Origin of the sequence: Kitasatospora sp. NPDC017646, from assembly GCF_044329365.1 — a bacterium.
Classification (GTDB): Bacteria; Actinomycetota; Actinomycetes; order Streptomycetales; family Streptomycetaceae; genus Kitasatospora.
The window spans coordinates 1-10,358 of the sequence record NZ_JBIRJC010000091.1 but is presented as its reverse complement, the minus strand read 5'-3'; the positions used below and the strand labels follow the sequence as shown (position 1 = coordinate 10,358).

The window sequence follows — 10,358 nt, the reverse complement described above, 5'->3', positions numbered from 1 at the left end:
CCGCCCGCTCCCGGACCTCACTGGGGTATGGCTTCCTCATAACGGACTCGATCCTTCCAAGAGAAGGAGTCTCGGTCAAACCCGCAGCGATTCACACTGCGCCCGGAGTCCCGAGGAGCTGACGCTCCGTCGGGGAGGGAGGAGGCACGGGGATCACTCTAGTCAGACCTGAAGCCCCAGTTGGCGCGCTGAGGAGAGCGACTGCGAAACGACGTGTGTGTGATGCGCGATATCTCGCACCAGTCGTTTGTTCGAGTTCGGGTGGGCTGCTGTGAGACCACCGGGGAGGCGATGTGCGGGAGGTGTGTGCGGCGCCCACGATCGATCCGCTCGTCGCTACAGCGCGTAGTGAACGCAGGTGTTCGAGGTTCAAGGTTTAAGCAACGCTACGAGATGCAGTCCACGGATGTTCACTTGCGCCTGCTGGTGATCAAGAACCAAAGTGTGATCGTGCGCCGGGCCGCCATTACTCGGGGGTAGTACCGCCAGCCGATCCGCTCGGCTTCGGTGCGAGGGGGGCCGGGCGCCCTCGTTGTGACGCCCGCGCTGTCAGGAGACCCTTCCAGCGCTACGAGGTCCACGACCGTCTGCCCGTGACGCCCCCCGGCAGCAGACGTGCCGTCACCTCCCCTGTTTCAGGGCTTCACCCTCATCGGATCATCGGAAAGGCACCACCAATGTCCGTTCTGCGCAGCAAGATCGCGCTGTTCGCCGCCACGACCGGCCTCGTTGCCGGCACCGTGGCCCTCGCCACCCCGGCCAGCGCCGACGTCATCTCGAGTGGGAGCGCGTGGTTCTGCTACCACCGGATCTGCCTGTCGTACCACGGAGACGGCTACGGCGGGTGGTGGACGTCGGAGGCCCCCGAGTGGAGTGACCTGGCCGGCCAGACCTTCCGGCCGGGCATCATGGACGGCGCCAATACGGACGGTGTCGGCCAGCCCGTGAAGAATGCCGCGGCCTGGGTCGCCAACGGCGGCTCCCAGGACATCTACGTGTACGTCAACAGCCGGAGCTACGGGTGGGGTGCCTACGACGTGGTCTACCCCGGTCGGATGGGCGACCTGCAGGTCACGCGCAACAACGAGGCCTCGTACTCGGTCAACCCCTACTCGTGATCGCCGCCGGGCCGACCGCTCGTAACGCGGTCGGCCCGGTAGCCGCACCCTGCTCCAGGAAGGTCCCCCATCGCCGTGCCGCGCCTCCCGCACCGCGTGTCCGTCAGATCCGCCGCGCTCGTCGCCACGGCGCTCGGTGCCCTGCTGGCCGGGTGCGCCGGCCCCAGCCGCCAGGCCGCGGCCCCGCACCCCGCAGCCGCCGTACCGACCCTGGCGGACATCCCGGGCACGCCCAGCGCGGCCGTCCCCTCCGCCGCCCCGACAGACCTGAGCGCCCTGCGCCTGCCGATCGAGCAGTACGTGCTCACCCCGGCCGAGAACGCCCAGCTCAACCACGCCACCTGGGTGCTGGCCGCCGACTGCGTGCAGCACCACGGCATCACGTTCCAGACCCCGGCCGCCCTCACTCACCTGCGCAGCGGCAGCGAAGTGCCGCGCCGCTACGGACCGGCGGACCCGGCCGCCGCCGCCAAGGACGGCTACCACAACCCGGCCGCACCGGACGGGGACAAGACGCCGACCGACAACCTGGCCTCCCTGTCGATCGACCAGCGCACCACGGTGTTCCACTGCCAACAGGACGCCCAGACCAAACTCGGCGGCGGCGCGACCTACGGCTCCTCGCCCATCGGCGAGCAGATCAACTCCCGCAGCTATCTCAAGGCCGCCGCCGACGACCGGGTCAAGGCTGCCTTCACCGCCTGGTCAGGCTGCATGAAGGCCGCCGGCTACGACTATGCCTCCCCGATGGACGCCTACAACGACCCGCACTGGAGCGCCTCGCCTACGGCGGACCAGCAGGAGATCGCCACCGCCCAGGCCGACATCGCCTGCAAGCGGCAGACCAACCTGATCGGCATCTGGTACGCGGTGGACGCCGCCTATCAGCAGCAGCAGATCCAGGCGCACCAAGCGGAACTCGACCGCGACCGCACCGCTGAGCAGCAGCAACTCAGCGCTGCCCGCCAGGTGTTGGCACATAGTCCGGGATCGAACTGACGAGGACCACCGTCCGGAACGGTGACCGCCTTTCTCGGGGGACGGTTGTCCCCTGTCCCCACAAGGGGGAACGGCGACCGGCCGGGGTGCGCCGAACGCGGCCGCCGACTCGTCGCCGGCGTGTCGCCTCACCATGGCGGAGCGTGCCGAGCACTACAACGCCGGACGAGCTCACCGCAGCCTGGACCTACGAGCACCAGACGACGATCCCAACGTCATCCTCCTGCCCACGACCGCAGTCCGACGCCACCGAGTACTCAGAGGACTCCTCAACGAGTACCACCCCACCCCGATCAGACCGCCCCACGGCCTGCTGGAAACACCCAGCTCAGCGGCCTGATCGAAATTTTGACACCCTTCAGGCCGCGTTGGCGGTGGTAGTGGCGGTTGCCGCGGCCTGGGCCGCACCACTGGGGGCGCGGGTGGTCCTTGACGAACAACTGGGCGCAAACCGGGCCGTGGCAGGCCCGCAGGTCGGCGGCGAGCGGGCCGGCGAGCAGGGCGGCGGTGTCGTGGGACAGGCCTTATCCAGCAATCCGAGGCGCTGATCACCTTGGACGCAATCGCCCTCATGCCCAGGCGCATCACCCGCCGGTCAACCGAAGTCCCGTGAAGCCCAACGGGGCTGATCACCCTGGCGGTCACCATGGTGACCGCCACCAAGACCGCTCCGAGGACTACGAGTGCTCGGCAGCACCAAGCTTCCCCAGGAAGCTGTCCAGCTCAGAACGGGAATGGAACGAGACATTCAGCCGGGTCGGCCTTGCCCTGCCGGGGAGCTTCAAGAACAACGCGTTCCAGGCGCGGCCAAGCTTGACGCGGCTGACCAAGCCACCAGCATCCTCGAGCGGGACGACGTGAACCAGCTCCTTCGGATGAGGGTTCAAACGAGGACCGCGGTGAATGAAGACCGCCCGATCCGTGACGCTGATGAAGTAGGACTTGATCAAGAACAAGCTGAGCAGTCCACCGAACAAAGCGCCGACGAGATACTGACTCGGCCCGCTGATCGCCAAGAGCACCAGGCGGGGTCGCTCAGTCTGATCCAACTGCAGAACTGCCCGTCTCGCCTGCGACTGAAGCTCAAGCTTCTGATTGGCCATGACATGCCCCCTTCTTCGAAGAACTGTGTCCCACCTGGACACGGGAGCAGACGATAACGATCACTCTGATGTCTACAGCCACCGGGGGCGCGACAGACTCCCCGCCCGCTGTTGCCCCAGGAGCCCGCCCGAGATCCGTCCATAGCCGCAGCCACTCGGCCGTTCTGTCATGTCGCCCCACGACCGGCCACTTCTCCTCCAGCGCCACCGCGCTGCCCAACAGCACGTCGCTGCCCTGTTCTCCGCCTCGAACCGAGGGCGGGCCGCAACGGGCGTCCTGAGCTGGGCACGTGTCCGGCTGGGGAAGCCGGGGCGGGCGCGCGGTCGGTAGCCTCCCTGAAGCGGGTGTTCGACACGGCCGGCTCTGCCAGCCGGTCTCGGGGGAGCCATGTGCGTCGACGATGTCGCCTTCCAGGCAGGCGCGGGACCGTCACATGGCCGCGATCCTTATCCGTGACGCAGCCACGGCGCCGCGCAACACCCTGCCCATCGGGAACGAACGACCGGGTCATGGACGACGTGACCTGGGGCGACTCCGTCGGCCTTCCGATATAACATCCGCCCATGCCGACCGCATGGCCGGTTCGAGCGGGTGTTCGCGGGGGGTTTCCATGTGGTTCGGTCTGCTCGGCCCGCTGGCCGTCCGACAGGGCGATCGGGCGTTGCCGTTGGGCGGCGGGAAGCGCCGGGCGCTGCTGGCCGCGCTACTGTTCCAGGCCAATGCGGTGGTGTCCCAGCGCAGTCTTCAGAACGCTCTGTGGGGCGAGGAGCCACCGGCGACCGCGGCCGACTCACTGCGCAACCACGTGGCGCGACTTCGTCTGATGCTGGGTGCCGAAGGCGCCTCACGGCTGACGTCCACCCCGCACGGCGTGCACCTCCGCGTGGCGGACGGGGAACTGGACGTCCAGGAGTTCGCCGCCCTGCTCGCCCGGACGCGGCACGCCCGCGCGGAGCGGGACTGGCAGACCGCCAGCCGACAGAGCGGCGCGGCGCTGGCGTTGTGGCGGGGCGAGCCGTTGTCCGACGTGCCGGACCTGCACGGGCTGGAGGGCGAGATCCGGTACCTGGGCCAGGCACGCCTCCAGGCACTGGAATGGCACTACGAGGCCGAGCTGCACCTGGGCCGGCACACCGAGGCGGCCCTTGAGCTCACCCGCTGGGCGGCCCACCACCCTCTCCACGAGGCCCTCCACACCCTGCTGGTCACCGCGCTGTACCGCAGTGGACGCCAAGCCGAGGCCCTGGAGGCGTTCGAGACCGTCAGGGCGGCACTCGCCGAAGAACTCGGCGTCGATCCCGGCCCGGCCCTACAGGCGATCCATCAGCAGGTGCTCACCATGGCCCCGGCATTCCCCGCACAGCGAGCCGCCGAAGCCGAACCGGCTTCATCCGGCGCCGTCGTCCCGGAAGCCGCAGAGGCGCACCGCACGAGGCCGCACAACGATGACATGTCGGCGGTCCCGGTGCCCACGCAACTCCCGATGGACACCTATCAGTTCACCGGCCGGCAGAACGAGATGCGCCAGCTGCGCGAGCTACTGGAGCAGGCCGCGAACGGCGACGGTCCGCGGGTGGTGACCGTCACGGGCATGGGCGGAGTGGGCAAGAGCGCCCTCGCCGTCCACGCCGCGCACCTCCTGCGCGAGCGCTTTCCCAACGGCCAGCTCCACCTCGACCTGCGCGGCTTCGGCACCGGCACCCCGCGCTCGGTCCATGAGGTGCTCGCCATCCTCCTGGCCGACCTGCACCCGACCACCTCCGGCGCCAGCGCCCGGGCCATCCCCGACGACACCGACCGCCGAGCCGCGCTGCTGCGCACCACACTCGCCGACCGACGGTTCCTGCTGGTCCTCGACAACGCCCGCGACAGCGACCAGGTGCTCCCACTGCTGCCCGGCACCGGCCGCAGCGCCGTCATCGTCACCAGCCGCAACACCCTCACCGACCTGCCCGCCCACCACATCCCGCTCGCCCCCATGGACATGGAGGAACAGCGCGCTCTCCTTTCGGCCATGTGCGGCTGCGACCGCATGGAACAGGACCTCGACGGAGCCCTGCGGATCCTGGCCGCCTGCGCCGGCCTGCCGCTGGCCCTGCGCATCGCCGGCGCCCGCCTCGCCGCCCGCCCCGCCTGGCCGCTGACCACCCTCGCCGACCGCCTCGACACCGGTGGCCCGGGACGTCTGGCGGCACTGAGGGCGGGCCGGATGGAAGTGCGGGCCACCTTCGCCTCCAGCTACCTCGCGCTGCGCGACAGCGACGAGCAGGCCGAGCGCGAGGCCGCCCGCGCGTTCCGCCTGCTGGGGCTCTGCCCCCAGCATGAAATCAGCCCCGCCAGCGCCGCCGCACTACTGGACCGGACCCCCGCCGAGGCAGAGGACCTGCTGGAACGGCTGGCCGACGCCCACCTCCTGCAGACCCCCGCCCCGCTGCGCTACCGCCTACACGACCTGCTCGCCGAGTACGCCGCCGAACGCGCCCACACCGACGAAACCGCCCGAGCGACCGAGGAGGCCCCTCTGCGCCTGGGCATCTGGTACGCACTCGCCCTGGAGAACGTCCGCGACGCCATGCGCGAGTGCGGCCAGCTGCCGCCCCGACTCGGCCACACGCCGCCCGCGCCGCTGCCCGTCTTCGCCGACGAGGCCGAGGCCCTCGCCTGGTGCCGCCAGGAACTGCCGAACATCGGCGAGGCCATCCGCCAGGCCGGCGACGGCCCCCGGCCCGACCTCGCCTGGCGCCTGGCCGTCTGGCTCTTCGGCTACATGCGCACCTACTGGTGGACCGGCCAGTGGGAGGAACACCTCAACCAGGCACTGCGCATCACCGAGCAGCACGACGACGGTCTCGGCCGTACCTGGGTCCTGCGCACCCTGGGCGTCTGCCACGGGATGGCGCGCCGCCTCGACGCATCGATCCAGGCCCTGCAGGAGGCCCTCGCGCTCGCCGAGTCCGAGGACCCGGAGAGCAGCATCGTGGTTCGCTCGAACCTGTCGCTCGCCTACAGCCTCGACGGCCAACCCGACCAGGCCCTCGCCCACGCCCGCGCGGCCCTCGACCACCACCGGCGGACCGGCGACCCACAGCAGGCCGCCTTCTTCGTCAGCACGCTGGCGGACGCCCTCCGGACAGCCGGTCACCACGCCGAGGCGGAAGCCCACTACCGCGAGGCCCTCGACCTGTGGCGCGAGCGCGGAGACGCCAACAGCACCGCCATCACACTCGCCAACCTCGGCGACGCGCTGCGCGCCCTCGGCCGACGGGATGAGGCGCTCACCGCGATCCGGGAATCCGTCGACATCTTCGAACGGATCGGCAACGTCGGGCTCGTCGCCGACAGCCTGGTCATCATGGCCCGCACCCATGTCCACTTCGCCGAACGGGCATCGGCCCGCGCCCGCCTCCTTCAGGCCATCGACCTCGCCGACCGCCACCACCTCGGCCCGTGGCTCAGTGAGGCGCACGAGATCCTCGGCACCCTCGACAAGTCCGGCTCCGGAGGCTTCTGAGAGCGGCTAGCGGGGGTTGCCGGCCGCTCCCGATCGGGCCGCTTCGCAGCGTCGGCCGAACAGCCGGTTCGAGGCCTGTGAGCCCGTCGTGTTCGCGGTTTGTTCGGCCATTGTTCGCAAGCCCTGCCACGGTAGCGGTTCGGGACCGCGCGACCGGGTCGCGCAGCTGAGGACATTGCCCGCTGCGCCACGACCGAGTCGACCGCGGCTCATCGGAACCACCAGAGGCAGGAGCACGTGAGCACAAAATTCGCCCGAACTCGCCTGATCAGATCCGTCGTCACGGTCTTCGCCCTGCTCGTGGCGAGCCTGTCGTTCTCCGTGGGCCAGGCATCCGCTGACAACCCAATCATCGGGTTCGAGATCCAGAACCAGGCAACAGGTCTGTGCATCCAGGGGACTCCGGACTACGGGGCGAATGCCATCACCGCACGCCCCTGCGGCACCAGCCCCGACCAGTACTTCGCCAACCACACAACCCAGCTGGTCGACTTCGCCAACTTCACCAACGGCGCGTACGCCATCTGTCTGGCGGCAGACTCCTACACTGACGCGCTGTCCGTCAGCTGCACCAACACGAGCTACGGACTGGACTGGACGTACGCCTCGCTGAACGGTGACTGGACCACCGTCTCGAACCAGAAAAAGGGCTGCTACCTGAAGATCGTCGGCGTCAACACTGTCGCCTGCATGCCGGGATTCCAGGGTTCCGAGGCGCAGTGGCGGCTGACCCGAGCCACGCCGCCCCACCATGCGGGCACCGAGGACGGCAGCACCGGCCGGGTGCGGTACGCCGACTTCGACGGTGACGGCAAGGCCGACTACTGGATCATCAACCCGGACGGGTCCGTGCGCGTCTTCCTGAACAAGGGCGGCGACGGGAACGGCGGCTGGCAGGACCAGGGCCAGATCGCCCAGGGCCTGACCACCGACCGCTCCCGGGTTCGCTTCGCGGACTTCGACGGTGACGGCAGGGCCGACTACATCCTCATCAACCCCGACGGCACGGTCCGCGTGTACCTCAACAAGGGCAGCGGCAACTGGCAGGACATCGGCATCGTCGCCCAGGGCCTCACGACCGACGCCAGCCGGGTCCGCTTCGCCGATATCGACGGCGACGGCAAGGCCGACTACTGCCTCATCGGTGACGACGGCGGCGTCACCGCCTACCTGAACCGGGGCGGCGACACCAGCGGCGGCTGGGTCAACGACGGGAAGATCGCCGCCGGCGCGACCACCGACCTCAGCCGGATCCGCCTCGCCGACATCGACGGCGACGGCCGCGCCGACTACAGCGTCATCAACCCCGACGGCTCCCTCACCACCTACATCAACCGCGGCGGCGACGGCCACGGCGGCTGGTACAACGCAGGACAGCTCGCCGCCGGCACCACCACCAACCAGAACGCCATCACCCTCACCGACTTTACCGGCGACGGCATGGCCGACTGGCTCATGACCAACCCCGACGGTTCCGTCAACGCCTACCGCAACGACGACGCCAATGGCCACTGGACCAGCCTCGGCCGCATCGCCGCCGGCGCCTGACCCGGACCGACCGGCACCAATCAGCACCGTCACGAAGGCGTTCCCACTTCTGATGAAACGTTTCGCACAAGCCGGGCTCGCCGCACTGGCGATCTTTTCCGGTCAATTCCTCATCGCCCCGGCTTCCCAGGCCGCGGCGCCGCCACCCCCCGTACTCCGGGTGATGCCACTGGGCGACTCCATCACCGCCGGATACGGCAGCTCCACAAACGCGGGTTACCGCCTGCCGCTGTGGAACATGATCGCGGGTCAGTCCCGCTACAAGGTGGACTTCGTCGGCTCCGGATCCTTCGGGAACGTCCCTGACCCGGACAACGAAGGCCACAGCGGCTACCAGGTCGCAGACATCCAGGCCGGCATCGACGGCTGGCTGTCCGCCGCCACCCCCGACGTCGTCCTGCTCCACCTCGGCATCAACAACCTCGACCGCGATCCCGACCCGGACCCGGTGCACGCGGCCAACCACGCCGCAGACGCGATGGCCCAGCTCATCAATCGCGTCTTCGCCGACCGGCCGGGCGTCACCGTCCTGGTCCAGGGCCTGATCCCGACCACGCCGAACCACGAGGTCGGGGCCCAGACCTACAACGCGGACATCAAGGCCCTGCAGTCCGGGCAACTCGCCGGCCAGAAGTTCCGTTACCTGGAACCCCCGGCCCTGGCGTCCGCCGAGATGAACGACCGCCTGCACCCGAACGACGCCGGATACCAGCGGATGGCCGGCGTCTTCTTCAACGGGCTGGAGCAGGCCGTCACCGACGGACTCGCCCAGCGCCCGCGCGCGCCGCACGCGGGTACGGAGGCCGGTACGGACCGGGTGCGCTTCGCGGACTACGACGGTGACGGCAAGGCCGACTACTGGATCATCAACCCGGACGGGTCCGTGCGCGTCTTCCTGAACAAGGGCGGCGACGGGAACGGCGGCTGGCAGGACCAGGGCCAGATCGCCCAGGGCCTGACCACCGACCGCTCCCGGGTTCGCTTCGCGGACTTCGACGGTGACGGCAGGGCCGACTACATCCTCATCAACCCCGACGGCACGGTCCGCGTGTACCTCAACAAGGGCAGCGGCAACTGGCAGGACATCGGCATCGTCGCCCAGGGCCTCACGACCGACGCCAGCCGGGTCCGCTTCGCCGATATCGACGGCGACGGCAAGGCCGACTACTGCCTCATCGGTGACGACGGCGGCGTCACCGCCTACCTGAACCGGGGCGGCGACACCAGCGGCGGCTGGGTCAACGACGGGAAGATCGCCGCCGGCGCGACCACCGACCTCAGCCGGATCCGCCTCGCCGACATCGACGGCGACGGCCGCGCCGACTACAGCGTCATCAACCCCGACGGCTCCCTCACCACCTACATCAACCGCGGCGGCGACGGCCACGGCGGCTGGTACAACGCAGGACAGCTCGCCGCCGGCACCACCACCAACCAGAACGCCATCACCCTCACCGACTTTACCGGCGACGGCATGGCCGACTGGCTCATGACCAACCCCGACGGCTCCGTCAACGCCTACCGCAACGACGACGGCACCGGCCACTGGACCAGCCTCGGCCGTATCGCCGCCGGCGCCTGACAACTGAGCAGCACCAGATCGGGCCCTCCACATGTTTGCGGAGGGCCCGATACCGCTCGATACCAGCCCCCCGAAGTGTGCGCCCGCGGGTCCCTCACTTCCGCCACGACACCCGGATCCGCTTCTGGCAGGAACTCGACCACGCCCGGCGGGGCCGCCGTGAGGCCGCCGGTTCGCTTCCGGTCGAGGCTCCCCGGCATCGGTGAGGCCACCGGCATCCTCAACGAGTGGGTGAACACCGGCAGCGCCTCCTTCTCACACCCGTTCCGCCTTACCGACTGGTGACGATCCGCACCTGCCGTGCCTGATCAGCACAACCGATACAGCGTGCTCACCGACCGTTCGTCGAAGCGGTATGTCGGAGTGCCCAGGAATTCCCCGGACGGTGCGGGAGCAGGCGACAGCTTCCCGCGCACCGGCTCCACCTTCGCCGGCACCGTATCCAGCCCCAGCTCACGGGCCACGTCCTTGGCCTGCAGCGGGCCGTCGCCGCCCG

Annotated in this window: 6 protein-coding genes and 1 pseudogene; 5 read left to right on the top strand and 2 right to left on the bottom strand. The window is 69.5% G+C overall.

Features of this window, described 5'->3' with window-relative positions; all coding sequences use genetic code 11:
- Positions 1-677 precede the first annotated feature (677 nt).
- Positions 678-1,118, top strand: a complete 441-nt coding sequence (locus tag ACH4J0_RS42180; protein ID WP_396246497.1) for a hypothetical protein — start codon at positions 678-680, stop codon at positions 1,116-1,118.
- Positions 1,119-1,214: 96 nt separating this feature from the next.
- Positions 1,215-2,117 carry a hypothetical protein gene (locus ACH4J0_RS42175; RefSeq protein WP_396246496.1) on the top strand — a complete coding sequence of 301 codons (903 nt, stop codon included), beginning with the start codon at positions 1,215-1,217 and terminating at the stop codon, positions 2,115-2,117.
- A gap of 677 nt (positions 2,118-2,794) precedes the next feature.
- Here the strand turns inward: ACH4J0_RS42175 and ACH4J0_RS42170 are convergent.
- A complete protein-coding gene (locus ACH4J0_RS42170; protein WP_396246495.1) occupies positions 2,795-3,220 on the bottom strand; it encodes a hypothetical protein in 426 nt (141 codons plus the stop codon).
- Positions 3,221-3,831: 611 nt separating this feature from the next.
- Here ACH4J0_RS42170 and ACH4J0_RS42165 point away from each other — a divergent pair.
- The 3 genes from ACH4J0_RS42165 (at position 3,832) to ACH4J0_RS42155 (ending at position 9,862) form a co-directional block, all read left to right on the top strand.
- On the top strand, positions 3,832-6,732 hold the full coding sequence (locus ACH4J0_RS42165; protein ID WP_396246494.1) for an AfsR/SARP family transcriptional regulator: 2,901 nt from the start codon (positions 3,832-3,834) through the stop codon (positions 6,730-6,732).
- A gap of 237 nt (positions 6,733-6,969) precedes the next feature.
- Positions 6,970-8,280, top strand: coding sequence for an FG-GAP-like repeat-containing protein (locus ACH4J0_RS42160; protein WP_396246493.1), 1,311 nt, complete (start codon positions 6,970-6,972; stop codon positions 8,278-8,280).
- Positions 8,281-8,443: 163 nt separating this feature from the next.
- Positions 8,444-9,862: an FG-GAP-like repeat-containing protein gene (locus tag ACH4J0_RS42155; RefSeq protein ID WP_396246492.1), complete on the top strand. Its 1,419-nt coding sequence runs from the start codon at positions 8,444-8,446 to the stop codon at positions 9,860-9,862.
- 308 nt (positions 9,863-10,170) lie between these two features.
- On the opposite strand, the pseudogene ACH4J0_RS42150 reads toward ACH4J0_RS42155, so the two are convergent.
- Positions 10,171-10,358, bottom strand: a pseudogene (locus tag ACH4J0_RS42150) (hypothetical protein); the annotation flags it as partial.